This is a genomic window from Bacillus salipaludis, from assembly GCF_004358205.1.
The window spans coordinates 129,817-153,712 of the sequence record NZ_SMYO01000009.1 but is presented as its reverse complement, the minus strand read 5'-3'; the positions used below and the strand labels follow the sequence as shown (position 1 = coordinate 153,712).

The following is a 23,896-nucleotide window of genomic DNA, read 5'->3' as shown; positions in this document are numbered from 1 at the left end:
GCTAACAGGTGCTTGAGTGAAAGATAGGGTTTTGAAGTGGAGGTAACCGAAAGATTGCTGCGGCGGTCTTTTTTGTTATTGAAGTAACGCGGGGATAGTTGTAGAAGACCTTTCGACGAAAAGGACATTCCTGGTAGTACAGAAATGTCCTTTTACTGCTTTGTTAGAATTTAAAGTCTAGAACCATCTTACTGGTTTCACCTGTAAACTTATAGTTATAAGACCCTTTCAAGCTCTCTAAGTCACCGGTAGCTTTGATGATTGTTGCTGGTGAATCTAAATTTCCTTTATCAAATATTCCTTGCTCTAAAGCAGTAAATGTCCCCTGTTTTCCTTTGTAAGTTCCTTCAAAATGTAGAAATCCGGAAATTTTAGAAGTGGCTAAGTGACCATCATCTATAGTAGAGTCTATATAAAGTAATAAATATTCAACAAAAGCTTTTCCTGTTAATTCACCCTCAATATCATATTCGACATGGGCAATATTTATAGGGAATTCTTTTCTAGTGTCGTCTACTGGTTTTTCATCCCATTTGCTTACTGTAAATGTTACCTCCATGGTAAATCTCCCTTCATCATTAAATAGTAATTCACCTCCAGTATAATATCCAAAAAGCACCATTATCAATAATAGAATAGGATTGCTTTTATTAATTTTCCTGCAAATTGGAAAAAAACACCGAAAATATGCGGAATATTTGATTCAAAGAGCTATAAAAAATGCGTCAATACCGACGCTTTCAAGTATGGAGGAACGAAAAAGTTGTATATCAATCTACACAATTAACTATTTATCTTAAGGTTAGAACATTCGTAACATAAAGGATATTAAGCCTGAAAAAAATGTATAAACTTATTCAAACTTGCAAATTTTAATTATTGTTGAGTTTTATTTTCCATTCCAAACCAAATTCATATACCTGGGAGGTATTTTCATGACACAACAAAACCAACAGCAACAACAGATGCAACAGGCTGTTCAATCTGCTCAACAAGCACAGCAAGCTGCTCAACAAGCGCAACAAGCTGTTCAATCTGCTCAAGCAAGTACAAACACACAACAGATTCAACAAGCTCAACAACAAGTCCAGCAAGCTCAACAAGAAGTTCAACAAGCCCAAGCTACAGCTAAATCGCAACAAAACAATTTACAATAGAACGAAAAAAGGATCTTCAACCGAAGATCCTTTTATGCTATTTAATCTGTCTCGTTTAATATCACGAATGTAAGAAGACATCGAATACCTAGAACAGATTAAGGGAGTTAATTTTTTCGGTTACGTCAAGCGATTGAACTTTAAAAAAGTCCCGATAAAGGGACTTTTTCCTGCTCTATTCATCTTATTACTACTAGTACATCATAAATGATGCACCAACAATGATAAGAAGGATGAACAATACTACGATTAACGCAAAACCAGAAGTAGCTCCGCCACTCATGTTTAAACACCTCCAGCCTAAAGGATTCATTCCGCTAGAACGTGTATTGGTTTATTAATAAAAACAAGCTGCACCAACAATAATTAGAAGGATAAACAATACTACGATTAACACGAAAGTGCTACCTCCGTAAAAGCCACCACCGTAGCCATAGCCTCCAAAGCACATATTTATCACCACCTGTTAAAATGTTCGAAATAAACCTTTCACTATGTATAATATTTCATAAGACAAGAATCGCTTGGACAAATATCATATTGAGTAGGTAAATATATGATTTGCCTAAAAATGCAAAGAAACGTCTGCTTTATAGGCAAACGCTCTTAAAAGAGAAGGTATGTGTAATATGCTGGTTTTACGCTGGTGTAATAATAGTATATGTACAAGATAATGAAATGGAAGGACAAGTGCTGATATATAATGAATTAATTCTTGGGGTTATGTTCTAAAAGATTACTCCAAATTAGGCTTATCCGATTGGGTACTCAAGTTAAACTGATGCATAGTCTAGAGTGTATCCGAAAAGCCTATTCTTGCTTAGCACATAGACTTGTCACAGACAGTCTCAATCACCAAAAGCCCCTTGTAGGGCTTTTTTGTATATATTTATCCATTTGACTAAATAAAGATTTCACTATGCATGGAATAGGGAGACAACCTAGGTGAAGGGGTTCAATTGCAGATAGTGCCCATTCCTTTTTTGATATTTTACATAGTTTATAGGTAACAGCTGAAAGGAGGTTGTGTATATGTCTGATGGTGTAGGTTTCGCAGGTGGTGGCTTTGCCTTACTCGTTGTTTTGTTTATCCTTCTTATTATTATTGGAGCGTCTTTTGTTGGTGGTTTTGTTTAAAAAATAACCTATTCCTTATGTACGTTAGGAAATTATAAAAACCGTTATTCTTCTTAAGGTTAAAGGAGAAAATGGTCTTTTTGCTTAAAAGTTGACATTTTATCTTAAAAATATTGTGATCCATCATTCACTATGATTTAGCCTTCAATAATAAGAACAGGGCTGTCATCAGTCCTGTTCTTATATATTTAAAGGAGATACTTTTATGTATGCAGTTTCCGTCACTCACTTTCTTAGTGCTCAGGGTTGATTATCATCACAAGACAATCCCTTGTTTGATGATTTCAACTTTTACATTCGTTTTAAACTGTACATTTTTAAAATATTCCTTCTTATCTAGCGTTTCCCAAGTTTTGGGGTGAAACGCGATCAATCTCCTCCCAATTCCAAATGCATCACAATTCGCGTCCTGTAATTTTGTAATAACCTTTTTTGCTTCCTCTGTAAACTCCTTTGATAATACCTTATTCAGTCGTTCGATATCTTTGGGGACATCCCCTTTAGGATATTCTTCTACATTTATCTTTAAATGCAATTTTAATTGAACAGAAACCTCACCATTTTTTACATCAACTTTCAATTTTCTTTTTAAGTTGCTGACATTCAAGGAAATATAATTTGATAATGTCTGCGGCTCGTCTTTATTCACTCGTTTGGTAAATCGTGCATATTCTCCTTTTTTATTATTCATTAAAAGAAGGAGGCATGAATCTTGCGGAGATAAATTTTTTCCCGAATATTCTGTATCATCCATTAGTGCTAGGCCGACGACTACTGCGCTTTTCTTTTTATTTATTTTAAGATAGGGGAGGACAATATCTTCTCCCGGATCAAGCAATTCTGAGGCCATTGTCTGGATGGTTTGAAACGGAATGATCGAATTTTCTTCAGCGCTAGTAAGAGCATCTTGTATATATTCACTAACGTTTGGCTCATGTTTTGGATTAATTTCAAGTAATTTCACCGCTTCTCCATCCACTACACCTATTGTGGCCCCCAGTGAATTTCTCGGATCTCTCCAAATGACATCCAATGGTGGATAAATACCTGCAGCCGCCATCCGCTCGCCGAACATAATCAGTTTGTTTTTAGATGTATCTAATATTCCAGATATTTCTCGATCGATTTTACGTCGACAATCCCTTGGTGTATAACCTTTTGAAGAAAATGTTTCACTTTTTACTCGGGCTTGCGGTCCGTTGGAGGACTCATCAATTATTGGAATGGAAACACCTAATAACATTTCGTCGTTATCTGCTACATCATAACTTAATATCTGTACCAATACTGCATTTTTCATGAGGTGCTGGTCCCAGCATCCAGTAAGTAATAAACATAGAAGGAAAATGACAGGCTTTTTGCTTTTCATATCTTTTTCATCACTTCTTTTTTCGATAAAACCCACGAGAGAATGAGTAAAAGTACAGGGATGATGCCGATAAAAATATAGTGCGTCGGCCCAAGGAAGTGATTAAAATTTTCAAAGTCTCTTCCTTGATCAGGTATGAGTGCCAAAATTAAATTAATTCCTGCAACAATGGGCAGCAAGCGGGCATAGTTTTTTTTTCTAAAAAGGCTGGCCAACCCCATTGCTGATAATAATAGCCAGTTCGCAATCGAAGTAGCAACAATTACAAGCCAGAGCGATAAGAAAAATAAATCCGTTCTTTCAAGAACCTGAAACGAATAGGCCTTAATCATATATAATAAGGGCTCTGGGGTTAGTCCGATATCTAAATTGGGCTCGAAATAGACAAGCGCTGCTACCACCAAAAAGGTATAAAAGAAGGTGACAAAAATGTTCGCTGTCGTAATGGCGACCAGTTTCTCATTTCCGGAAGATTCGACATGGGGATGGATAAAAAGAAACAGTTCAAATCCTAACATGGAAAAAGCAGCTTCTTTTGAACCTTTCAATATCGTTAGAATGCTATGGTTCCCTATTGGAAAAATATATAGGAAATTCGCATCCTTCAGGGCATACGCAATCAACACGAATAATACAAACAGAATTGGAGACTCCAGTACATAAAATCTCGCTATACTGGTTAAACTAGCACTGACGATGTAAATGCAGGTGAAGAGGATTAAAACCATTGTAATCCAATTAGGGGTACGGGGTAGAATCCATTTATCCAAGATATCACTATATCTTGCTAAAACTAAGCTACCTGTTATCATAAAATAGAGTGCATAACAGAGAATGAGGATCTTCCCGACCACTTTCCCCAGTAATTTAGGGATTATTTGATACAAAGACAACGATGGAAATCTTCTGCTTAGTCCCCAAAAGGCAAAAATAATACCTTGTGAGATGACTCCGGCTATTAGGGTGGAAATCCAGCCATCCTGTTTGGCTGCTAATGCTACATCATGGGGCAAGGATAATATTCCTACACCAATTTGGGCCTGGATGATCATAAAGACAAGCTGTTTGTTCGTAATTTTATTCTTGTTTTGTTTCATTACTTTCCCAGCCCCTTGCCAAAGATTGCTTTTTCAGGATGTTTGGTTTTGAATCAAGTGGACGTGTATTAAATTTCCAAAGGGGCAAACGGATAAACGTATCTTTAATGTCTTTTAATCGAAAAGGTGCCCAAGGTGCAAAGTAGGCTGTGCCAAATGATTCTAACCTGCATAAATGAGCTAAAGTAAACATAAACCCAAAGGTAATCCCTACAAATCCAAAGGTTGACGCCAAAATCATATGGGGAAAACGCAAAAATCGTACGGCATCACTCATTTCTGTGGTTGGAATACTGTAGGCTGCAATGGCCGTAATCGCTACAACCACAATCATGGTATTCGAAATAAGCCCTGCACGGACAACTGCATCACCAATAACCAAACCTCCAACAATACCGATGGTTTGGCCAATTCTTGATGGAAGGCGTACCCCCGCTTCCCGAATCAATTCAATGGTCAATTCCATTACAAGTGCTTCAATTAACGGAGGAAAAGGGATATTTTTAATAGAACTTTCAATAGGGAGAACTAAATCATCCGGCAGTACTTCAAAATGAAAACCAATCACTGCGATATAAATAGCGGGTAAATTAACCGCTATGAAAATGCTTACGAGTCTCAAGGTCCGGATAAAGGTTCCGATCATCCAGCGTGAATTATAATCATCAGGTGAATGGAAAAAGGCAAAAAAAGTCACAGGAATAATTAAACAAGCAGGGTACCCTTCCATCAACACCGCCACTCTTCCTTCATTCAGATGACCTATTACACGATCAACTCTTTCTGTATTTAAAATCTGGGGGAAGGGAGACCATGTGGAATCTTCGATCAATTCCTGAAGAGCTCCAGTACTAGGGATATGATCCATTGAAATATGCTGGACCCTCCGTTTGAATTCGTTAACCATTTCAAAATTGGCAAGGTCTTTCATATAAACCATGGCTATTTTGGATTGAACCTGGTCACCTAACATTATATGTTCCATAGTAAGATTTGCGGTTCTACACGATTTTCTAATTAAATGAAGATTGGTTGAAAGATTTTCGATAAAACCTTCATGAGATCCTTGAATGACTTGTTCATTACTAGGTTCTATAATGCTCCTGTCTTTGGAGAGGCCGACTTCCACCATATAGAATTCTTTAACACCATCCAAGAACAAAATACAGAATCCATTTAAAAGTGCTTCTTGAGCTTTAAATAAGTTATCTGATTTAAGAAAGTTAGAAAGAATTACAGCTTCGAACTGGGCACTCTCCGCTTCAGTTAAAGGTTTGAAAACATCTCTTTGAATCTTATCCTTATCTGCCATCGTATCTAAGAAAACCAAATTTCCCTGAATATTTCTTTCATTTAATTCCTTAATCACTAAATCAGCTGAATCAGAAAATGTTTGTTTAAAAAAGAAATATTTTCATCGATTGTATGGAATATCTCTTTAAACGATATAGAATCCATACTTGAAGTACCTGGTTGAATATCCCTTTTCATGAACTTTTTTAAGGCAGGGTAAATGAATTTCATTTTTTTACTCCATTATCAAAATGTTTCCATTATCATCCCCAAAATATGGTATACATATGTAATTGTTTGTATTGTTAAAAAAATAATTGGGTGAAATAAATTTCTTCAAAGTATAGAAAAATGGCAATAATTAAGAAGCCCCTGCTCAAAAACTAAGTGACCCTTTCTCTAATGGCCTTTGTTTGTCTCTAGCAATTAATTAATCTATTTTTTTTGAATAGGTAAATAAAAAAATCCGTTATTTTTCTTTTTGTTAAAGTTCGTAAATCATAAATAAAATGCCTATTATGGATAGACTCTTTTTTAGAGTCTGTTTTTATTTTCTTAGAAAAACAAATAACCCTCTCAAAAATGAGTAGGGTACTTGAAAACAGTAAATCAAATGGTTAAACCAATCTAGCATATAAATTGTGGATCTCCGAGAAATAGCCCAAGTGAGCTAAAGGAGCAGGCAAGGTGAAATTTTAACTTTTAATGATTTTATTCATGATAAAATATCATATGGAATATATATCCATATGATCGTCGGACAGATTTCCCTTAATAATACAAGAAAAGGAGTAAGGAAATATGATAATTAATGTCGTACAAGTAATTTTAGCGGTTTTTATTTTAGTAGGAGGTTTCATAAAACTTTTACGTATGCCGTTTCAGGTTGAACATTGGCGGCATTATCAATATCCATTATGGTTCATGTCTGTAATTGGATTGACTGAAATTATTGGTGCAATCGGTATGATTAGTGGTATCTGGATTAGCTACTTAACTGTTGGATTAAGTGTATTATTTGTGCTTCTCATGTTAGGAGCGATACATTCTCATATTTTTCGAGCCCATCAATCAATTGTAATGATTATCCCTGCAACAATCTGTTTAATATTATCTATTGTCTTGATTATTAAGAACATAACGTTTGCTTAATCCTGTTCACAATTTTGAGAAGTTTAATTAAAAACTTACATTTTACTTCCCTATAATAATACTATGTTAATAAAAGGTCTCTAGATAAAGGTGTTTAGTCCAAATCATTGCATCAATGTAATGGCTAATCCCAGATACGAATTCTTGGAACGTCTGCTGTTCTTAAATAATCCAATAACTGACCAGTATGAACGGATTCATGATAGGCAACACGTAAAAGCATGTCACCTAAATCTCTTATGTAACCACAATCGGAACGGTCAATCTTTATATTTTCTAAGTCTTCTTCAGTAAAGGACTTGATGGTATCTATGAATTCATTTCGAAATGGTTCTGTAAATTCCAATTCTGCTTCTACAGTAGTGAATGGTCTATTTTCGAAAGGGGAGTCGAAAACAGATAAACTCCCTCTATTTTTAATTGCCAGGTGGTAATAATATTCGCTTTCAAATACGTGTCTAATCATTTCTATGCAATTCATTGCTTCATCATCCGGCTTCCATTGGAGTTTTTCTTTAGGAATAGATGTCCAAACCTTTATGCTTCTTCTTCTAACTTCATTAAAGTTTAAAATAATTAAATCAATTGAGTTCAAAATAATTCCTCCTTTGGCAGGTAATCTTAATTATACACGAATAAATGTTCGTTCCAATATAAAAGAGGAAAAATTTACATATATATTCTAACAATTAATTTACGTTGCTTATTTAACGGATGCTGTAGCCTGAGGGTTTATGGAAACCTTCTGTTAGAATTATAATCTTTTCTAGATATGTATACTTTATAATTTTTTACTTAACACAAAGAAAAATTAGAAAATATGTTAAAATTTTCTTGTATCATTTATTATTTATAAGGTAAAGGGAGAGTGGAAATTTAGCTATGAGGAGTACAGCATTTATTGATTTAAGTCATACTATTGAAGATGGTCTTATAACTTATAAAGGGTTACCTGCTCCAATAATCTGTGATTATTTAAGTCGGGATGAATCTCGAAAGCATTATGAAAAAGGTACAGAATTTCAAATTGGAAAAATAGAAATGGTCTCTAATACAGGAACTTATGTTGATGTTCCATTCCATAGATATCCTGATGGGAAAGATCTTTCAGAAACGACCATTGATAAAATGGCAGGTTTAGAAGGAGTTATTGTCCATGTTGATGAAAACACCAAAGAAATTGATGAAGAATTATTTACTGACCTTGATGTAAAAGGAAAAGCCGTGTTAATTCATACAGGGTGGGACAAATATTGGAATACGGATCAGTATTTTGAAAATCATCCCTATTTAACTGAAAAAGCAGCCAAATATTTAGCATATAAACAAGCTGCATTAGTTGGAATTGATTCTGTAAATATAGACGACACGTCAGGAAAAGCTCGCCCCGTACATACCGTTTTACTAAGACAAGAAATACTAATTGTTGAACACTTGTGTAATTTAAAGGGACTTTCAAATAAGGACTTCTTATTTTATGCCGTATCTCCCAAAATTAAAGGCTTTGGAACTTTTCCTGTTCGAGCTTTTGCCGAAGTATTAACTAAATAATGTTAGGTGTGTAATAATGTTGTAGAGAATAAATCAATCGTAGTAAATTTTGCTTGTTCTGCAATCGGCACTATTATTGAAAGATATATGCATTGATAGAATAACAGTAGAAACTACCGAATTATTCCATTATAGGCTGCTAGAGTTGCAGATCAAGCTGTCATTTTGGCAGCTTTTATTATTGCATTAAAGGGGTTAGTTCAAAAAAAAGAGGCTGTCAAATAAAGGACTATTTGATGTAGGAATCTAATAGTTTGCAGCTGATATTTAGGTATTCATTTTAATCAAAGGTCAAATACTCCAATGCTTAAACTTCCACAGGTGGGTTAAGGAATCAATTATATAATAGTATTACAGGGGAGGCGTTGTTTATGATGCAGAAAACGATTTTACTTGTCGAAGATGATCCGGATATTAGTAATATGGTAAAAACATATTTAAATAATGAGACCTTTAATGTTAAATGTGTTTTTGATGGTGAGGAAGCAATGAATGCCTTTAAGGATGAGCATTATGATCTGGTTTTGTTAGACTTAATGTTGCCAAAGTTAAATGGTATGAACTTTCTTCAAATGGTACGGACTAGGAGTTACATTCCCGTAATTATTATGTCAGCGAAAGATAGCGAAGTGGATAAAGCATTAGGACTAGGTCTAGGAGCAGATGATTATATCACTAAACCATTTTCAATGGTCGAACTTACGGCAAGAGTGAAAGCGGCCATAAGAAGATCGACACAGTACATAGTCACTCAAATAGAACGAAATACATCAATAATCAAAGTACATGAGATTGAATTGGATACGGAGAATCTTAGTGCGACAAAGAACGGCATTCAGATCAACTTAACATCAAAGGAATGGAAGATTCTTTGTTTGTTTTTTGAAAACCAAAAGAAGGTCTTTACAAAAGAACAGATTTATCGGTCCGTCTGGGGCGACAATTACTATGGTGATGAAAATATTATAAACGTTCACATGAGTCGACTGAGAGAAAAAATTGAGAATACTCCATCGAAACCTGTCTATATAAAAACAATATGGGGGATCGGGTACAAGCTGGGAGAATTTTAAATGATTACTGTATTAAGCTGTATCATAATTTTCCTACTTATTTGTATTATCTATCAAAATCAATCAAATCATGGAAGAAAAAAGAATCTTGCTTATATAGCAAATAAACTAAAAGAGATCAATTCCGCACAATCAAGTGAGAGAATTCTCCTTGTAACGGATGATAAGCAACTCATTGAAATGTTAGATTATTTAAATCAAATTGTCGATGGTTATCAAGAAAATGTACGTCACTATAAAGAAATGAAAGTCTCGATGAAACGGATGTTGGCAAATGTCTCTCATGATCTTAAAACGCCGCTTACAGTGATAGCAGGATATATTGAAATGCTTCAAAATCAACCTAAACTTCATGAACAAGAAAGAATACGTTTGCTACAACAAGTACATAGTAAAACATTAGAACTCATTACGTTAATGAATACATTTTTTGACTTGGCTAAGTTAGAATCCGGTGATAAAGATATTCCGCTTGAAAAAGTTAATTTAACTGAGATCTGTAAAAATAATATTCTATTGTTCTATGAATGGATCCAAAACAAGGGATTTGAGGTGGTTATTGAGATACCAGAAAAGCCCGTTTTTGCACTTGGTAATGAAGAAGCATTAAACCGTGTTTTAAATAATTTGATTTCAAATGGTCTTCGTTATGGTGATGATGGCAAGATGATCGGTTTAAAGGTGTTTTATGATGAAACGAGGGTCTATGTCGAAGTTTTCGATAAAGGAAAAGGAATGAATGAAACCGAACAGGAGCGCGTGTTTGAACGAATGTTCACGCTTGAAGAATCAAGAAATAAAGCCTTCCAGGGTAGTGGTTTAGGTTTAACCATTACAAAAAGACTGGTTGAAGAAATGCAAGGAGACATTTCAATACAATCCATACCATTTGAAAAAACGTCATTTACATTTTCATTGAAACATTTTAATAAGTAGCTCACTTTTATCTTAAGATTTTTGTAAGAATTTAGACAGAAAAAAGCAAGGGTCGCTTGCTAGAATGAAAACAGTTAGAGAACGAGGAGGGTCATCATGAACTATGTTGTACAGACAAGAAATTTAACAAAAACTTTTCAAGGGCACGATGTTGTGTCACATGTAACGATGAATATTAGAAAAGGTGAGATTTATGGATTTCTCGGTCCAAATGGTGCAGGTAAGTCAACAATAATGAAGATGCTAACCAATATGATTAAGCCTTCATATGGCGAAATTACAATCTTCGGAAAGCTGCTTAAACACGACTGTTTCGATTACTTGAAGAGAATAGGCAGTATGATCGAATACCCCATTTTTTACGAGAAAATGACTGTTCTGGAAAATTTTGAACTGCATTGTGCTTATATGGGATACCATAGCAAGCAGGCGATTCGTGATGCTTTGGATCAGGTAGGTCTTGAAAATGTTGAAAATATGCTGCCAAAAGAACTTTCACTTGGGATGAGACAGCGTCTTAGTGTCGCCAGAGCGATTATTACAAAGCCGGAATTCTTAATTTTGGATGAGCCCATTAATGGACTGGATCCTGCTGGGATTAAGGCTATGAGAAAGTTATTCAAAATGCTTAATCAAGAGTACGGTATGACTCTTTTAATTTCCAGCCACATTATCGGTGAAATTGAGCAGATTGCAGACACGATTGGTGTCATTAAAGGAGGAAAACTGATTGAAGAGGCTTCAATAGCTACGATAAAGGCGAGAAATACAGAATATATAGAATTGGTAACACTCAGCCAAAGAAAAGCGACGATGGTACTGCATGATAAATTAGGCATTAATAACTTTAAGGTGGTTGATAACCAAACCATTCGCATCTATGCCACAGAAGTGCCTCAATCGACCATTTCTAAGACATTAATATTGGAAAATATCGATATTGAGTCTATTGATAAAAAACGAACCACATTGGAAGAGTATTTTATAAAAAAAGTTGAGTTAGACCAGGTCGTGAGTTAACTTTTCAACGAAAAGAATAGGCATGAATTAAGTAAGATATTAAAAGTCAAGGAGCCGATCATTTTGTTTCATTTAATAAGACTTGAATTAAATAAGACTAAATTAGGATGGTTTGTAAAAGGTGCTATTCTTGCGAATATTTCCATTCTAGGTTTACTATGTATAATTTCTGTGGTTGAAAAAAGTGAAGGGACCGAAATGTTAAAAGATGTGACAGGCATTTTTACGATAAGTGGAGCATGTGTTAGAGGGGTTTTTATAGTATTTGCAGCTGTACTTATTTCAAAAATGATTATTCAAGAGTTTAAAAATCGAACGATCCTCATCATGTTTTCCTATCCAATCAATCGTAAAAAAATTCTAAGTGCAAAATTGATTCTTATCGTTTGGATGACATTCATTGCAATGACAATTTCGCATACCTTGGTGCTTAGTGGTTTCATAGGAATGAATCAAATCTTTCATATGACTTCTGCAATGAATTTAACGTTAAGCGATTTTTTAGCGGAGGTAATAAAAGTAATCATGTTTGGATTTGCGAGCTCAGTAGCAGCACTCATACCGCTATATTTTGGAATGAGAAAATATTCGACTCCAGCAACGATAATTTCTTCACTTTTAATCGTTAGTGTGACATGCCAATCAATTGGTCCGAATTTCTCATTAGCCAGTATTATATATATTCCGCTTGCCTTGGCATTAATTGCTCTTGGTATTGTTGTGTTAGCAATTCGAAATATTAACCACATTGATTTAGATTAGAATCAAATCTTTCTTAACTTTATGAGTCTTAGAAATGTGCTAAAAGGAAGTTTAAAAGAATTCCTCAATTAGAATGGCTTTCCCAAGCATGTTTCAACAAATAGGTGACTAACAGTCAATCAGAAATATCTGGCTGACTTTATAATACGAACGGATGCAATAGTTAAAGAAGGGAAAGCTTCGGCAATCCCTTTTCTTGTTGTAGTTAAAGGGAGGCTTGTATAACAAGCAAAAGTGATACAATAATAAAATAAGTCTTGTTTTCACAGGAGGTAAAGCATGGACTACATTTCTCCGAAAGAAGCCGCATTAAAGGTTAAACGGTGGCCTAAAGATACCATAGCGGCGGGTCGTCGTCATACCGTTGGTCTTAAATCGGACGGAACGGTTACGGCTGTGGGCGATAATAAATATGGCCAATGTAATGTAAGCGGTTGGCTCGATATTGTGGCAGTCGCTGCTGGTAATGTTCATATGGCGACGAACACGGGTAACGCTCATACAATCGGTCTTAAATCGGATGGTTCGGTGGCGGCTGTAGGTTGGAATAAGCATAACCAATGCGATGTAAAAGACTGGCGCGATATTGTAGCGGTTGCAGCGGGTTGGCGTCGGACCATTGGTCTTAAATCGGACGGAACGGTTACAGCTGTGGGCCGAAATAATGATGGTGAATGCAATGTAAGCGGCTGGAGCGACATAGTGGCGGTTGCGGCTGGTGACTGGCATACCATTGGTCTTAAATTAGATGGCAGAGTGACGGCTGTGGGTAATAATCGGTATCGCCAATGCAATGTAAGCGACTGGCGCGGCATTGTAGCAGTTGCTGCAGGCTATCTTCATACTGTTGGGCTAAAATCGGATGGAACGGCGGTTGCTGTGGGTCATAATAAAGTTGGTCAATGTGATGTAAGCGACTGGCGCGATATTGTGGCGATCACGGCGGGAAGTAATCATACCATCGGTCTTAAATCTGACGGTACTTTGTCGGCTGTGGGCTGGAATAAGTATGGTCAATGCAAGGTAAGTGACTGGCGCGATATTGTAGCAGTAGCGGCGGGTTGCGCTCATACCATCGGCCTTAAATCGGACGGCTCGGTGGTTGCTGCGGGTGATAATGAATATGGCCAATGCGATGTAAGCGGCTGGCATGGCATCGAACTGCTCGGCAATTAGCTTTCGGGTAAAAAGAATACAGTTCCTGCAACGTATAAATCAAGTAAAGGATTAAACATAAAAAGTAAAAAATTCCTTTTTAGCTAAAGTGTGCGTTTGTATTATATGGTTAACTTGGATTTTTAATTTTCAGCTAACGGGCTGTTTGAGTTTAGGATGGATTGCTGATGTGATCCTTTTTTTGTTTCACTACGGGATAGGTAATTTGGAAGAAGGAAATCGACGCATTAATGTAGAAATATTTACCAACATAAAATTTTTAAGGTGTTAAGAATTTGTAGGAAGTATCCAGAATTATTATTAAATAAGAGGAAATAATCCAATAGATTTAATAAAGACATTGAAAGTTTTATAGTGATTTGGGAATTGTAGGATTTTTTTTAGAGGTTTTTTAAAGGCTAAAACCAATGTAGGTAAACACAGAGGTGTAAAATGATACGTGATATACATATATTGAATCAAATGATCCCATTTGAAGAAAAGAGACTTTCTGAATCGTTAATTCGGAGTTTGTACCGTGCAGGAATTACCACCGTTGAACAATTGGAGGAATATGTAGAAAAGGATAAATTTTCACTTCCAAGTCCACAACGCGCATCTCGTCGGTCCGAATGCTAAACCAGAAATCATGCTATTTCTTCAGGCCGCCAAGGATATAAATGACTTGGTTGAAATACCCATTCAAGATGAAGCCGTTCACCAATTTTTAGAAAAGTATAAAACGGTAATTATTGATAAGGTTGCAGAAAAAATTACGGATAAAATCGTAAAAGGTATTAAAATAGAATTATAATTCACCTTCTCCTTTTATTGTGTTTAATATATTAAAAGTTTATTTAGACAATGTTCTATGTACTTTGGGTAACACATTTAAGGGATTAAGTTTATGAGGTGTAGATTCACTCCAAGGGGGACAAAAATGCTTCAAATACTGAAAAAATCAGGTAATTTAATTGTTGTGATACACGAAATCTATGGCATTAATCAACATATAAAGGATTTTTGTGATTTATTATCAGAACAGGATTTTGATGTTATCTGTCCGAATTTATTAGAACGAGAACAACCATTTGATTATTCTGAAGAGGAGACTGCCTATCTCAATTTTATGGAGAATGTAGGGTTCTCTGATGCTGTACATAAAATAAAGAATTTATTATTAGGTGTTAAAAATAAATACCACAAAATATATATTATTGGATTTAGTGTTGGTGCAACTGTTGCTTGGTTGTGTAGTGAAGAAGAGTGCCTTGATGGGGTTGTGGGATACTATGGTTCGAGAATTAGGAATTTCACGCAAATAGTACCACTATGTCCTACACTTTTATTCTTTCCTCAAGAAGAACAATCCTTTAGTGTGGATGAGTTAATTTCAAATTTAGATAATAAGAATTTAGAGATATATAAATGTTTTGGACAACACGGATTTAGTGACCCATACTCTACCAAATTTAATGAAAAATCATCTCAAAACGCTTTCAATGAAATGCTAAACTTCTTAACGAAACATTGATTAAGAAACAAGGGTTTTTATTCAACTAACAGATTTAAGAGTTGAAGATCGAGCGGCCATTTTTGTGGCTTTTTCTTATTCAGCTAACTGGTAAGTTGAAGTAAATTATTTGCATCCAACCATGTAGTATTAAGCTATAAGCTAGAATAGGTAATTCTCATCATGCTTTTTAAACTTAAAACCCCTTCATTCATATCGTCTTTATGATGTTAGAGGTTTATGCCTCATCTAATTTAGAATAGCTTTCAACCGTTGTAACCGCATAAGCGACATAGTAAAGAGTGAAGAAAATAATAAAATCATATAAGGTGGACCAATTTTTAGCGTTATAAAAACCGATTGCCTTAAAGAAATTCATTCCTCCAAAAGCTGCAATTGCAGAGAATATGACTCCTTTTAACAAGGTATTCATTTTTGGCTTTATTTGTAGGGCGAGCATGACTGCAACTGGTGCTAAAGAGAAGTGATAAGGTAAAAATAGAAAGGGGGCTAGAGGAATGATTACCATTGGGTAAGACCACAACCCTAGAGATAAGGCTGCAAGATCTATTGTAAGTGACAATATGATGGTCAATAATCCTCCTAAAAGCAGGCGTCCTGTACTTTCTTTTTTTCTAAATATAATCCAAACAATCCATGGAACAATAAATAAGGCCAGTCCAAACCACCATTGCCATGTTGAGAGAAAATCTTCTCTCACTGTTTTAGCAAATAAAGAACTTACCTCAGTGAACTGGTTATAAGCTTTTTCTGATTGAGCGAGTCCTTCCTTAAATGCCATTTTGATTACATCTCCTTAAAGCCTAGTTATTACATTTTTTTCAGTTAAACAGACTTTTATTCGCTGTTGCCTTCTCCGATGAAGCAATTTCCACATTTCTCCTCTAATGTACTTTAGAAAAAGAGTTATTTAAATATATAATTATTCAAACTCCAATCCTATTTTGTCATTTTTCAATGTTTGTCCATGTCATTAAGGTAATTATTTCCATATACTTCTAGAAAGAATTTTTTCTGGAGTTGATGTTTATTATGAGTAAGAATGTACTAGTGATTGCGGCTCATCCTGATGATGAAATTCTTGGAAGCGGCGGGACGATAAAAAAATTAGTAAATAATGGGTACAGAGTCATTTCCGTCATTGCCGCCAAAGGACGAAAGGAAGAGGAGCATCACATCAAACCTCTTATGTTAAAAGCCAACAAACAAATGGGGGTGGAAGAGGTAATTTTTTTGGAGTTTCCTAATCTATTATTAGAAACCAAACCTCTTCATGAAATCAATAAAGCCATTGAAGCCTTATTGGATGAGTATGATCCATCTATTATTTTTACCCATCATTATGGTGACACCAATCGTGACCATCAAATTTTGTTTCAAGCGGTTTTAACGGCAGCACGGCCGCTGCCTGGAAAAAGGCCAGTGGAAATTTTATGTTTTGAAACCGTATCCTCGAGTGAATGGAGTCAGCATACCAATGACAAAGAATTTAAACCAAATTATTTTGTCGATATAACAGACACAATCGAAGAAAAAATTAAATCTCTAGAGCATTATGACATAGAAATGAGACCATTCCCTCATCCGCGCTCATATGACGGTGTAAAATATTTATCACGTGTACGGGGAATGACCGTCGGTGTAGAATACGCAGAAGCATTTGAAATCATTAGGAGAGTATGGAAATGAGCAAAGCTAAAGTGAGTGATTTGCCCCCATTGCCTGCTCATTTCCCATATCTAATCAAAGCCATGGATCAATATTACGGTGTAGCTTCAAATTTTGTCGATGAACCAATCATAAAGAAAGACAAGGCACCCGAAGGAAAAAAGGAAAACAAAAAGCTTCGAATCCTCATTACCACCTTTTGGGAATATCACGTTATTGGAGGTTTGCAAAACTATATTGCCAATCTTAAAGATGGATTGGAAAAATTAGGGTATCAGGTAGATGTTTTTTCACCAGAGAAGTTTCCAAGCGAAGGAACAAAAGGGATATATTCCGAAATACATGATCAATTCAAAAAATTTTTTCGAGAGCGCTACGGCACTGTAAGCAAAAAAATCCTTCACAATATATGCAATCTTTCTCTTTATAAAATGATGCTAATGGATGTGGATTTCAGTAAATATGATATCATTCATGCTCAGGATCGGTTCACGTGCAATGTATTAGGAACATTAAATGAGGCTTCTCAAAAACCGATTCTATTTACCCCGCATGGATTTATGACTCATTCCAAACTGAAGTTTAATTTAATTGAAAAGGGGTCAATCGAAGAACGTTATTTTACCACTATTGATGAACAAGCTATTAAAAATGCAAATCAACTGATAATTCTTAGTGATGCCTTTCGACCGATTTTAAAAAAATTAGGGGCCGATAACAGCAGCATGACCACGGTTTACACAGGAATCGATTTTGGGGTTAAGAAATTTCAGAATGGACAAAAAAAAATAATTATAACCTGTGTTTCACGCCTTCGCCCGCGTAAAGGGCATAAGTATCTATTCGAAGCGTTATCTCTTCTTAAAGACGATTTATATAATGTAGAGGTGCGGATTGTTGGTGATGGAGAGATGCGAGAAGAGCTTGAAAATCAAATTAAGAAGCTTAAATTAAAGAATGTTTACTTTTTAGGGAGCAGAAACGATATACCCAAATTGCTTAGTCAATCCGACATATTTGTTCAGCCAACCCTTAGTGATACACTACCAATCTCGATTATTGAGGCAATGTTTGCTAGGCAGGCCATTCTGGCAACCAATGTGGGGGGAATCCCGGAAATCATTCAAGACAATTATACCGGACTTATTATTGAACCTGCTAATCCTAAGCAGCTAGCCGAAAAATTGTTATTGCTCGTGCAGAATCAATTGTTAAGAGTAGTACTTGCTAAGCAAGCCAAGAATTTTGCTGATAAACAATTGACGGTCACGAATATGGTTAAAAAAATAGATAAAATCTACCGATCATTATTATGAAAGGAGAAGAATCCATGCGAAATGACATTCCTGCTGTTGTATTAGATTTGAGTGCAACGGGTATTGGTATAGTTCGAAGTCTTGCAAAACAAGGAATTCAGGTTTATGCGTATGATACGGAGGGAAAATATAAAATTGGTAAAACTCGATATGCCAGCTGTGGTATATGTCCAAGTCCTGTTTTGGAGGAAGATGATCTGCTAAAATTTTTAGCGAATTTGTCACGAACTCTGGGCAAAAAAGCGGTCTTGTATGCTGGTTCCGATGATTTTGTCTATTTTATTTCCAAGAATAGATACGTCTTATCACAATACTATAAATTTCTGTTGCCAGAACATTCACTAGTTGAAGCAGTTCTAGATAAACGATTAACGTATGAACTAGCCGTCAAATCAAACCTCCCCTGTCCTAAAACCTTCACTATCCAGGATGAAGAGCAACTTAAGCAAATCATCGACCAAATTACATTCCCTTGTATATTAAAGCCCGTTCATTCTTCCTATTTTCGTTCACAAATTGACAACCGATTGTATAAAAAAGCGATTGTAGTGGAACATGCCTCCAAACTATGGGAGGAGTATCTTTTTTACCGTTCCTTTGGGGAGTTAATGATTCAGGAGATAATTCCTGGAGAGGACAATAGCATTTATTCTATTAAAACGTTTTTTGATGATCAGATGAACTTAATTGGGTTATGGATGAACCAAAAATTACACCAATTTCCTCCGCACTATGGATCCTCCGCTCTTGTTCTAAGTAAACGAAACGAAGAAGTCATTCAGACAGCTATACCTTTTCTCAAAAAAATACAGTTTAAAGGCTTAGCGATTGCTGAATTTAAAAGAGATCCAAGAGATGGCCAATTAAAATTTATTGAAATAAATCCAAGAATTGGACTAACCCAAGCATTATCGAGTTCTGTAGGTGTTAATTTGGCGCATTTGTACTATTTATCGCTTACCGACCAAAATCCATCTCCTGTTCTAGAACAAAAAGAAGGAATTAAGTGGGTTTATTTCGTCCGAGATTTTCTATCCTTCCGTCAAAACAAAAGAAATGGTGAGATGACATTCTTTGGGTGGATGAAAAGTCTGTCCGGAAAGAAGGTAGAGGCGCTATTTTCCTTATATGATCCGCTTCCTTTTATTCGTAGTTTTATTTCCCACATTCGAAACCTATGGGGAAGACGTTGAAAAATCTAATAGTTAAAGGGGTAACGTACCATTGAATCATATAGAAGAAGTTGTGCTCCATTGGCAGCAATTCAAATGGGATAAAAAATTATCAAAAGCATTTGGTAAATCGGTCTATTTAATACATGATCAAATTGAAAACCTAAAAAATTCACGGGAAAAGACAAGTATTTGGAAGTTGGTAATGACAGATGGTTCTAAGTACATTCCAATTGTTCTAAAAATCTTCAAATTGCCGCTAAATGAAAATCATATGGTAGAAATCAATATGTATACAAAGGCTTATCCTGTTTACCATGAATATATGCCTAAATTGTATTGGCTTGAACAAAATGAAAGTAGTAAAGAAATTTGGATGGTTACTGAATTTGTTAAGCCGCTAAGGGGGCAAATAAAACTTGCTCCACATCATCTGGAACTAATTATTCCTACTATCGCAAAATTTCATGCCCAAACCTTTGGAAATCGTTCTTTGCAGCACTCAGACCTTATTGATATATCTCTGCCTCAATTTGATTCGGCAGATAAAAGAAAAGAGACAATGGAATATTTGGAGAAAACTAGAAAGTACCTCGATCAAGCAATGGTCGACCCAATATTAAAAGAATTAGTTGAACCAAAATATGATGCCATTCAAAAAATACTAAATAAAGGTCCTCTTTTCTTCCCAGAAATTATCGAAGCCGGACAGTGTCTTATTCACGGTGATCTCCACGTTCATAATATTTGTTGTAAAAACGCAAGTGACGATGGAGATTGGGATATTCAATTAATAGATTGGGAGTCAGTAAAATACGCGCCATGCTGGTATGATCTGGTGATTCTTGTTGAATTATTAATTGATTTTCGCTGGGATTGGCAAAAAAGGGAGGACGAAATCCGAACTCGTTGCGTGCGATTATATGCTGAGGAAATGGAAAAGCATGGAATCCTTTTTAATGAAGATCCATTAAGTCTTTTAAAAAAGGCGTATTTGCAAAGAACGTTAGAAAAAAAACTGGCAAAACATTTGCAAAGAGCACTAAACGGAAAAAAGAGTGCGCTTTTAAAAAGATATCTGGAGAAAGTAGTGGTTTGGGGAGAAGAACTTGGATTAGTTTAATTGCCCAAATAATACTCTAGTGGAGTTTAATCAACGAAAACGTGTGGATCGTCATAATGGTAATTGAAGATGCTGGATGTAAGTATAGGTGAAGATACTTGTAACAGGAGTAGAAGGATTCATCGGCTCACATGTAGTAGACTTATTAGTCCAATTAGGCTATGAACCGCTGGTAGTGGATAATTTATAATCGGGTAACCGTGAGGTGCTTCCACCTCAAGTCCACTTCTATCGTGTTGACATTACCTCACCACAAATAGAAGCAGTCTTTGAAAAGAAGAGGGGATAAGATTTGAACAATTTTGAGAAAATTGTTTCTAGAAACAATGGGTGGGTTTATCTTGAAGACTTAGTCGATTATAAAAAACTTGGGAAGGGGAGTGACGGGTCTATTTTTCAACTTACCCCTGAGAAATGTATAAAAATCTTTGAGAAGGAAGAAACGTGTCGAACTGAATTATTAGCCTACCAGGCAGGAAAGACGTCTTCCGTTATTCCGACGCTTTATGAGTATGGTCGGAACTATATTGTGATAGAGTATATTAACGGACCATCTCTCAGACATTATCTAAAAAAAGAAAACCAGCTATCCGAATCAACCGCCCAAAAACTTTTAATTATGCTGGATGAATTCAAAAGAATTGGTTTTACTCGACTTGACACGCAAATTCGTCATATTTTCGTCAATGAAGTAAGGGAAATAAAGGTAATTGATCATAAAAGAGCATTTAATAGAAAAACGAATATCCCTGTAAGATTGCTAAAGGATTTAAATAAGATTGGATATTTAGATGAATTTTTGAAGTATGTAAAAATTTTTCGTCCGTCTCTTTACAAAGAATGGAAGGACCTAACCGATTGATTACGTAATCATTTTTTTATCTTAACAGCCCATACAAGTATGTATCAAGGATAGGTGGAATCTAGTATATTGTTTCTTTTACAAAAGCTTATTACCAAAATCCAAGGATTTATTTGAAAATTGCTTAATTGAAGGAAGAAATATAAAGTGCACCTTGTGGTTTAACTACATTTAATATTATATGTTCACTTTTGGCATGGGACTCTAGGCCTTTATAACTTATTGTTAATAATAATAAGTTATAAAAATTCACGAGCCCATCCAGCTGTCACTCAGATTTACAGTTCATATAAAATTAGGGGCTTTTTGTAATTATTGAACCGAAAGCTTATAACTGAGTTTGTAAAGAGATGTACTTAAACTATAGGGTGCAAGAGTTAAGGAAAGTGATCGCTGTGGCGGTCTTTTTCTCGTTCTACTAACTGGCTAGTTTAATAAAACGTTTAATATTTTCTAAAAAGACTTATATTTTAAGTAAAATGAAAAATCCACTCCTATTTAAAGTAGAGTGGATTACATTCAAATAAAAAGTTACTCATTCGGATTTATTATCGCCAACACCTGATGGTCTTCCCATTTTCCATTTATTTTAACGTTACTCTTAGAAATTCCTTCTTTTTCAAAACCTGCCTTTTCTAATACTCTTATTGAACCAACGTTATGTGGCATAACACCAGCTTCAATTCTATGTAATTTAAGAGTTGAAAATGCATATTCTAAAACAAGTTTTAAGGCTTCTGTGGCATATCCTTTACCATTTTGATTCTTGCTTAAACTGTAACCAACGATTGCACTCTGTAATGGACCACGCAAAATGCGGAAAAGCCCAATAGTTCCTATAAGTTCACCATTATCTATTTTAAAAATCCCAAAATTGTATTCAATATCTTTATTTGCCTTTTCTATTTTTTGCTTAATTAGGTCTTTTTGAAATTCTATCGTGTAATAATCAGAAGATCGTTTCATTGTATATATTTGAAAAAATTCTTGATTATTCTTTTCTAACTGAAGTAAATCATTACCGTCATTTAATGTAAGTAACCTTATATATATATTCTGAGCTTTTAGCATAATTTTTCTCTCCATTATCCTGATTTTTCATTAATTTTAATCGTTTCACCTGTTTCATAACCAGATTCTCCATGTCCTGGTCCGAACAAATTCAAGATTATGACTCCTATAAGAATCAATATTATTCCTGTTATGGTGGCCATGTTAATTTTTTCTTTCCAAATTAAAACTGAAATGACCGTAGTCAAAACAAGACCCAAGCCTGACCAAATTGCATAAGCAGTATTTAAGGGAATTGTTTTCAGTGACAATGACAAAAAGAAAAAACAACCAACGAAAGCTATAATTACCCCAATGGTCGGATAGAATTTTGAAAAACCTTCAGATGCTTTTAATAAAGAGGACCCAATAAGTTCTCCCATAATTGCAAGCATTAAATATAGATACGACATTGCTATCCGTCCTCCATAATCTTGTGTATAAGTTAAGCAAAAACTTGCCCCGAATTACCGTTATTAACTAACTCTATCATACTTTCAATTTCATTACTTTTCCAATCTTTTACCTGCAAGTTTGTTAACAAATGAAGAAAGGGTCCAAGAGGTTAAGATGTGGGTTGCTGCGCTGATCTTTTTTTCTAGTTCTGAATTGGCCTGTTTAGTTCAACTAGAAAATCAACTATAATAAAATTAGTACATAAAAATAGGAGGATAAATAATGGAAAAGCTAACACCATTTTTAATGTTTCAAGATGGCAACGCAGAAGAGGCGATGAATTTTTATATTTCCATCTTTGAGGATTCTCGAATTACAAACATTGTTAGATATGGGGCTAATGAAGCTGGACCAGAAGGCACCGTAATGCAGGCCACTTTTACCTTGAAAGATCAAGAATTTATGTGTATTGACAGTTATGTAAAACATCAATTCTCTTTTACACCTTCTTTCTCAATCTTTGTTACTTGTAATACTGAAGAAGAACTTGACAATTTTTATGAGAAACTTAAGTATGGTGGACAAGAACTTATGCCTTTAAACAATTATGGTTTCAGTAAAAAGTTTGGTTGGGTAAATGACCGCTTCGGAGTATCGTGGCAACTAAATCTCCCTTTGTGAATATTTTAGGGGAAATTCTTAAAACTACATTAGGTAATGGGGTATTACTCTTAAAAGGGTAATACCTATTTTTATTTTAGAGCTTTATTTTTTTGAAACAGGAAGTTTTAGTTGAAAGAAAGATAAAGAAAACGCGCCAAAAATTTTGGAGTTTTTTAGATGGAGGAAAAAGTATGACGTAAATGATTCTGCGTAGTCTTTTTATACAAGTCATTAGGGTAATGTAATATTTTCATATAATTCTAAAATTTTAAAAATATCATTTACATAAATTTTCAAGTATGCTATATTCTGTAGAGTGTATAACAGTTTTACGCACAACCGTATTATAAATGTATGATTAGTAGTCATGAAGGGAGGATTAGCAGGAATTATTAAAGATTATATCTCAT

Annotated in this window: 30 protein-coding genes; 19 read left to right on the top strand and 11 right to left on the bottom strand. The window is 35.1% G+C overall.

The genetic code is table 11. The features are described 5' to 3' along the window. Nucleotides 1-163 precede the first annotated feature (163 nt). Entirely contained in the window at nt 164-559 is a 396-nt protein-coding gene (locus E2K98_RS19555; RefSeq protein WP_133337052.1) for a DUF3224 domain-containing protein, read from the bottom strand. 376 nt (nt 560-935) lie between these two features. Here E2K98_RS19555 and E2K98_RS19550 point away from each other — a divergent pair, with 376 nt between their 5' ends. Continuing rightward, nucleotides 936-1,157, top strand: coding sequence for a hypothetical protein (locus E2K98_RS19550; RefSeq protein WP_208025392.1), 222 nt, complete (start codon nt 936-938; stop codon nt 1,155-1,157). Nucleotides 1,158-1,350: 193 nt separating this feature from the next. On the opposite strand, the gene E2K98_RS19545 is transcribed toward E2K98_RS19550, so the two are convergent. Both E2K98_RS19545 and E2K98_RS19540 read right to left on the bottom strand, forming a co-directional pair. After that, nucleotides 1,351-1,470 carry a YjcZ family sporulation protein gene (locus E2K98_RS19545; protein WP_208025391.1) on the bottom strand — a complete coding sequence of 40 codons (120 nt, stop codon included), beginning with the start codon at nt 1,468-1,470 and terminating at the stop codon, nt 1,351-1,353. A 24-nt stretch (nt 1,471-1,494) separates the two neighbouring features. Next, the gene (locus E2K98_RS19540) at nt 1,495-1,608 is read right to left on the bottom strand and encodes a YjcZ family sporulation protein (protein ID WP_133337050.1); all 114 of its coding nucleotides are present in this window, start codon (nt 1,606-1,608) and stop codon (nt 1,495-1,497) included. Between the two features lie 581 nt (nt 1,609-2,189). On the opposite strand from E2K98_RS19540, the gene E2K98_RS19535 reads away from it, so the two are divergent. Next, nucleotides 2,190-2,294 (top strand): YjcZ family sporulation protein, encoded by a 105-nt coding sequence (locus E2K98_RS19535; protein WP_083402448.1) that lies wholly within the window; start codon nt 2,190-2,192, stop codon nt 2,292-2,294. Between the two features lie 256 nt (nt 2,295-2,550). Here E2K98_RS19535 and E2K98_RS19530 read toward each other — a convergent pair whose 3' ends face one another. Genes E2K98_RS19530 through E2K98_RS31085 form a run of 4 tightly spaced genes read right to left on the bottom strand, consistent with a single transcriptional unit; the run spans nt 2,551 to nt 6,284 of the window. Next, on the bottom strand, nt 2,551-3,663 hold the full coding sequence (locus tag E2K98_RS19530) for a Ger(x)C family spore germination protein (protein WP_133337049.1): 1,113 nt from the start codon (nt 3,661-3,663) through the stop codon (nt 2,551-2,553). Continuing rightward, entirely contained in the window at nt 3,660-4,760 is a 1,101-nt protein-coding gene (locus E2K98_RS19525; RefSeq protein WP_133337047.1) for a GerAB/ArcD/ProY family transporter, read from the bottom strand. Before E2K98_RS19525 ends, E2K98_RS19530 begins: the two co-directional genes overlap by 4 nt. Then, on the bottom strand, nt 4,741-6,129 hold the full coding sequence (locus E2K98_RS19520) for a spore germination protein (protein WP_133337044.1): 1,389 nt from the start codon (nt 6,127-6,129) through the stop codon (nt 4,741-4,743). The genes E2K98_RS19525 and E2K98_RS19520 overlap by 20 nt, the downstream gene beginning before the upstream one ends. Next, on the bottom strand, nt 6,129-6,284 hold the full coding sequence (locus E2K98_RS31085; protein WP_165976323.1) for a hypothetical protein: 156 nt from the start codon (nt 6,282-6,284) through the stop codon (nt 6,129-6,131). The genes E2K98_RS19520 and E2K98_RS31085 overlap by 1 nt, the downstream gene beginning before the upstream one ends. 570 nt (nt 6,285-6,854) lie before the next feature. Here E2K98_RS31085 and E2K98_RS19515 point away from each other — a divergent pair. After that, nucleotides 6,855-7,205, top strand: a complete 351-nt coding sequence (locus E2K98_RS19515) for a DoxX family protein (RefSeq protein ID WP_133337042.1) — start codon at nt 6,855-6,857, stop codon at nt 7,203-7,205. Nucleotides 7,206-7,329: 124 nt separating this feature from the next. Here E2K98_RS19515 and E2K98_RS19510 read toward each other — a convergent pair whose 3' ends face one another. Further along, nucleotides 7,330-7,800, bottom strand: coding sequence for a DinB family protein (locus E2K98_RS19510; protein ID WP_133337040.1), 471 nt, complete (start codon nt 7,798-7,800; stop codon nt 7,330-7,332). Nucleotides 7,801-8,087: 287 nt separating this feature from the next. Between E2K98_RS19510 and E2K98_RS19505 the strand changes: the two genes are divergently transcribed. From E2K98_RS19505 to E2K98_RS19470, 9 genes are all read left to right on the top strand, one after another. After that, nucleotides 8,088-8,756: a cyclase family protein gene (locus tag E2K98_RS19505; protein WP_133337038.1), complete on the top strand. Its 669-nt coding sequence runs from the start codon at nt 8,088-8,090 to the stop codon at nt 8,754-8,756. Between the two features lie 374 nt (nt 8,757-9,130). Continuing rightward, nucleotides 9,131-9,829 (top strand): response regulator transcription factor, encoded by a 699-nt coding sequence (locus E2K98_RS19500; RefSeq protein WP_133337246.1) that lies wholly within the window; start codon nt 9,131-9,133, stop codon nt 9,827-9,829. Continuing rightward, the gene (locus tag E2K98_RS19495) at nt 9,830-10,765 is read left to right on the top strand and encodes a sensor histidine kinase (RefSeq protein WP_133337036.1); all 936 of its coding nucleotides are present in this window, start codon (nt 9,830-9,832) and stop codon (nt 10,763-10,765) included. A gap of 96 nt (nt 10,766-10,861) precedes the next feature. Then, nucleotides 10,862-11,785: an ATP-binding cassette domain-containing protein gene (locus E2K98_RS19490; RefSeq protein ID WP_133337034.1), complete on the top strand. Its 924-nt coding sequence runs from the start codon at nt 10,862-10,864 to the stop codon at nt 11,783-11,785. Nucleotides 11,786-11,848: 63 nt separating this feature from the next. Then, nucleotides 11,849-12,547, top strand: coding sequence for an ABC transporter permease (locus E2K98_RS19485; protein ID WP_165976322.1), 699 nt, complete (start codon nt 11,849-11,851; stop codon nt 12,545-12,547). Nucleotides 12,548-12,826: 279 nt separating this feature from the next. Further along, nucleotides 12,827-13,723 carry an RCC1 domain-containing protein gene (locus E2K98_RS19480; RefSeq protein WP_133337030.1) on the top strand — a complete coding sequence of 299 codons (897 nt, stop codon included), beginning with the start codon at nt 12,827-12,829 and terminating at the stop codon, nt 13,721-13,723. A 432-nt stretch (nt 13,724-14,155) separates the two neighbouring features. Beyond that, on the top strand, nt 14,156-14,341 hold the full coding sequence (locus tag E2K98_RS19475; RefSeq protein WP_133337028.1) for a hypothetical protein: 186 nt from the start codon (nt 14,156-14,158) through the stop codon (nt 14,339-14,341). 46 nt (nt 14,342-14,387) lie between these two features. Beyond that, nucleotides 14,388-14,516: a hypothetical protein gene (locus E2K98_RS32105; RefSeq protein WP_268884119.1), complete on the top strand. Its 129-nt coding sequence runs from the start codon at nt 14,388-14,390 to the stop codon at nt 14,514-14,516. A 126-nt stretch (nt 14,517-14,642) separates the two neighbouring features. After that, complete coding sequence (locus E2K98_RS19470; RefSeq protein ID WP_133337026.1) at nt 14,643-15,236, top strand: dienelactone hydrolase family protein; 594 nt, start codon at nt 14,643-14,645, stop codon at nt 15,234-15,236. A 217-nt stretch (nt 15,237-15,453) separates the two neighbouring features. Here E2K98_RS19470 and E2K98_RS19465 read toward each other — a convergent pair whose 3' ends face one another. Continuing rightward, nucleotides 15,454-16,017, bottom strand: a complete 564-nt coding sequence (locus E2K98_RS19465) for a CBO0543 family protein (RefSeq protein WP_133337024.1) — start codon at nt 16,015-16,017, stop codon at nt 15,454-15,456. 251 nt (nt 16,018-16,268) lie between these two features. Between E2K98_RS19465 and E2K98_RS19460 the strand changes: the two genes are divergently transcribed. The 6 genes from E2K98_RS19460 to E2K98_RS19435 all read left to right on the top strand — a co-directional run bounded on the left by E2K98_RS19460 (nt 16,269) and on the right by E2K98_RS19435 (nt 21,377). After that, the gene (locus tag E2K98_RS19460; RefSeq protein WP_133337022.1) at nt 16,269-16,925 is read left to right on the top strand and encodes a PIG-L deacetylase family protein; all 657 of its coding nucleotides are present in this window, start codon (nt 16,269-16,271) and stop codon (nt 16,923-16,925) included. Next, complete coding sequence (locus tag E2K98_RS19455; RefSeq protein WP_165976321.1) at nt 16,922-18,220, top strand: glycosyltransferase family 4 protein; 1,299 nt, start codon at nt 16,922-16,924, stop codon at nt 18,218-18,220. Before E2K98_RS19460 ends, E2K98_RS19455 begins: the two co-directional genes overlap by 4 nt. Before the next feature lie 14 nt (nt 18,221-18,234). Further along, nucleotides 18,235-19,413, top strand: a complete 1,179-nt coding sequence (locus E2K98_RS19450) for a carboxylate--amine ligase (protein WP_133337018.1) — start codon at nt 18,235-18,237, stop codon at nt 19,411-19,413. A 31-nt stretch (nt 19,414-19,444) separates the two neighbouring features. Further along, nucleotides 19,445-20,515 carry an aminoglycoside phosphotransferase family protein gene (locus tag E2K98_RS19445; RefSeq protein WP_133337016.1) on the top strand — a complete coding sequence of 357 codons (1,071 nt, stop codon included), beginning with the start codon at nt 19,445-19,447 and terminating at the stop codon, nt 20,513-20,515. A gap of 88 nt (nt 20,516-20,603) precedes the next feature. Continuing rightward, nucleotides 20,604-20,705, top strand: coding sequence for an NAD-dependent epimerase/dehydratase family protein (locus E2K98_RS19440; RefSeq protein ID WP_133337014.1), 102 nt, complete (start codon nt 20,604-20,606; stop codon nt 20,703-20,705). A 102-nt stretch (nt 20,706-20,807) separates the two neighbouring features. Next, nucleotides 20,808-21,377, top strand: coding sequence for a kinase (locus E2K98_RS19435; RefSeq protein ID WP_235824869.1), 570 nt, complete (start codon nt 20,808-20,810; stop codon nt 21,375-21,377). A gap of 531 nt (nt 21,378-21,908) precedes the next feature. Here E2K98_RS19435 and E2K98_RS19430 read toward each other — a convergent pair. Further along, complete coding sequence (locus E2K98_RS19430) at nt 21,909-22,448, bottom strand: GNAT family N-acetyltransferase (protein ID WP_133337012.1); 540 nt, start codon at nt 22,446-22,448, stop codon at nt 21,909-21,911. 14 nt (nt 22,449-22,462) lie between these two features. Beyond that, nucleotides 22,463-22,840, bottom strand: a complete 378-nt coding sequence (gene qacH / locus E2K98_RS19425) for a quaternary ammonium compound efflux SMR transporter QacH (RefSeq protein ID WP_133337010.1) — start codon at nt 22,838-22,840, stop codon at nt 22,463-22,465. Nucleotides 22,841-23,105: 265 nt separating this feature from the next. On the opposite strand from qacH, the gene E2K98_RS19420 reads away from it, so the two are divergent. After that, nucleotides 23,106-23,504, top strand: a complete 399-nt coding sequence (locus E2K98_RS19420) for a VOC family protein (protein WP_133337008.1) — start codon at nt 23,106-23,108, stop codon at nt 23,502-23,504. The last annotated feature ends 392 nt before the right edge of the window (nt 23,505-23,896 follow it).

Coding starts and splice junctions, on each gene's coding strand:
- E2K98_RS19465 (WP_133337024.1), bottom strand. CDS start 16,017: ATGGCATTTAAGGAAGGACTCGCTCAATCAGAAAAAGCTTATAACCAG.
- E2K98_RS19545 (WP_208025391.1), bottom strand. CDS start 1,470: ATGAATCCTTTAGGCTGGAGGTGTTTAAACATGAGTGGCGGAGCTACT.
- E2K98_RS19475 (WP_133337028.1), top strand. CDS start 14,156: ATGATACGTGATATACATATATTGAATCAAATGATCCCATTTGAAGAA.
- E2K98_RS19430 (WP_133337012.1), bottom strand. CDS start 22,448: ATGCTAAAAGCTCAGAATATATATATAAGGTTACTTACATTAAATGAC.
- E2K98_RS19455 (WP_165976321.1), top strand. CDS start 16,922: ATGAGCAAAGCTAAAGTGAGTGATTTGCCCCCATTGCCTGCTCATTTC.
- E2K98_RS19490 (WP_133337034.1), top strand. CDS start 10,862: ATGAACTATGTTGTACAGACAAGAAATTTAACAAAAACTTTTCAAGGG.
- E2K98_RS19530 (WP_133337049.1), bottom strand. CDS start 3,663: ATGAAAAGCAAAAAGCCTGTCATTTTCCTTCTATGTTTATTACTTACT.
- E2K98_RS19450 (WP_133337018.1), top strand. CDS start 18,235: ATGCGAAATGACATTCCTGCTGTTGTATTAGATTTGAGTGCAACGGGT.
- E2K98_RS19460 (WP_133337022.1), top strand. CDS start 16,269: ATGAGTAAGAATGTACTAGTGATTGCGGCTCATCCTGATGATGAAATT.
- E2K98_RS19515 (WP_133337042.1), top strand. CDS start 6,855: ATGATAATTAATGTCGTACAAGTAATTTTAGCGGTTTTTATTTTAGTA.
- E2K98_RS19470 (WP_133337026.1), top strand. CDS start 14,643: ATGCTTCAAATACTGAAAAAATCAGGTAATTTAATTGTTGTGATACAC.
- E2K98_RS19480 (WP_133337030.1), top strand. CDS start 12,827: ATGGACTACATTTCTCCGAAAGAAGCCGCATTAAAGGTTAAACGGTGG.
- E2K98_RS19495 (WP_133337036.1), top strand. CDS start 9,830: ATGATTACTGTATTAAGCTGTATCATAATTTTCCTACTTATTTGTATT.
- E2K98_RS19555 (WP_133337052.1), bottom strand. CDS start 559: ATGGAGGTAACATTTACAGTAAGCAAATGGGATGAAAAACCAGTAGAC.
- qacH (WP_133337010.1), bottom strand. CDS start 22,840: ATGTCGTATCTATATTTAATGCTTGCAATTATGGGAGAACTTATTGGG.
- E2K98_RS19550 (WP_208025392.1), top strand. CDS start 936: ATGACACAACAAAACCAACAGCAACAACAGATGCAACAGGCTGTTCAA.
- E2K98_RS31085 (WP_165976323.1), bottom strand. CDS start 6,284: ATGAAATTCATTTACCCTGCCTTAAAAAAGTTCATGAAAAGGGATATT.
- E2K98_RS19535 (WP_083402448.1), top strand. CDS start 2,190: ATGTCTGATGGTGTAGGTTTCGCAGGTGGTGGCTTTGCCTTACTCGTT.
- E2K98_RS19500 (WP_133337246.1), top strand. CDS start 9,131: ATGCAGAAAACGATTTTACTTGTCGAAGATGATCCGGATATTAGTAAT.
- E2K98_RS19505 (WP_133337038.1), top strand. CDS start 8,088: ATGAGGAGTACAGCATTTATTGATTTAAGTCATACTATTGAAGATGGT.
- E2K98_RS19420 (WP_133337008.1), top strand. CDS start 23,106: ATGGAAAAGCTAACACCATTTTTAATGTTTCAAGATGGCAACGCAGAA.
- E2K98_RS19525 (WP_133337047.1), bottom strand. CDS start 4,760: ATGAAACAAAACAAGAATAAAATTACGAACAAACAGCTTGTCTTTATG.
- E2K98_RS19540 (WP_133337050.1), bottom strand. CDS start 1,608: ATGTGCTTTGGAGGCTATGGCTACGGTGGTGGCTTTTACGGAGGTAGC.